The organism is Stenotrophomonas sp. SrG (assembly GCF_050031795.1).
Taxonomy (GTDB): domain Bacteria; phylum Pseudomonadota; class Gammaproteobacteria; order Xanthomonadales; family Xanthomonadaceae; genus Stenotrophomonas; species Stenotrophomonas rhizophila_A.
Genome location: NZ_JBNBBE010000869.1, coordinates 1 through 244, shown reverse-complemented (window position 1 = coordinate 244; position 244 = coordinate 1). Strand labels below are relative to the sequence as shown.

1 pseudogene is annotated in these 244 nt (G+C 59.8%); it reads right to left on the bottom strand.

Annotation, left to right across the window (positions count from 1 at the left end):
• Positions 1-19: 19 nt before the first annotated feature.
• Positions 20-244 (bottom strand): annotated as a pseudogene (locus ACQG3P_RS21995) (hypothetical protein); the annotation flags it as partial.

Genomic DNA, 244 nt, shown 5'->3' with positions numbered 1-244 from the left:
CCGTCAGCAGCGTCAGGTCTTACAACGCCAGGGTCGCCTCCACGTCCTGCACCCGGCGGCGTGCCAGTGCCAGGTTGGTATTTTTTCGGTCCAGTACCAGATAGAGGAACAGTCCCTTCCTTGAGGCCACCGGGCGCATGATGTGGTACGCCTTGCCCAGCGAGTTCAGGATGTACTAGATTGTGTCGTTGAGGTTGAGCGACGCGGCGGTCTTCATCTTCGCCCGGATCTCTTCGGTGTTGCC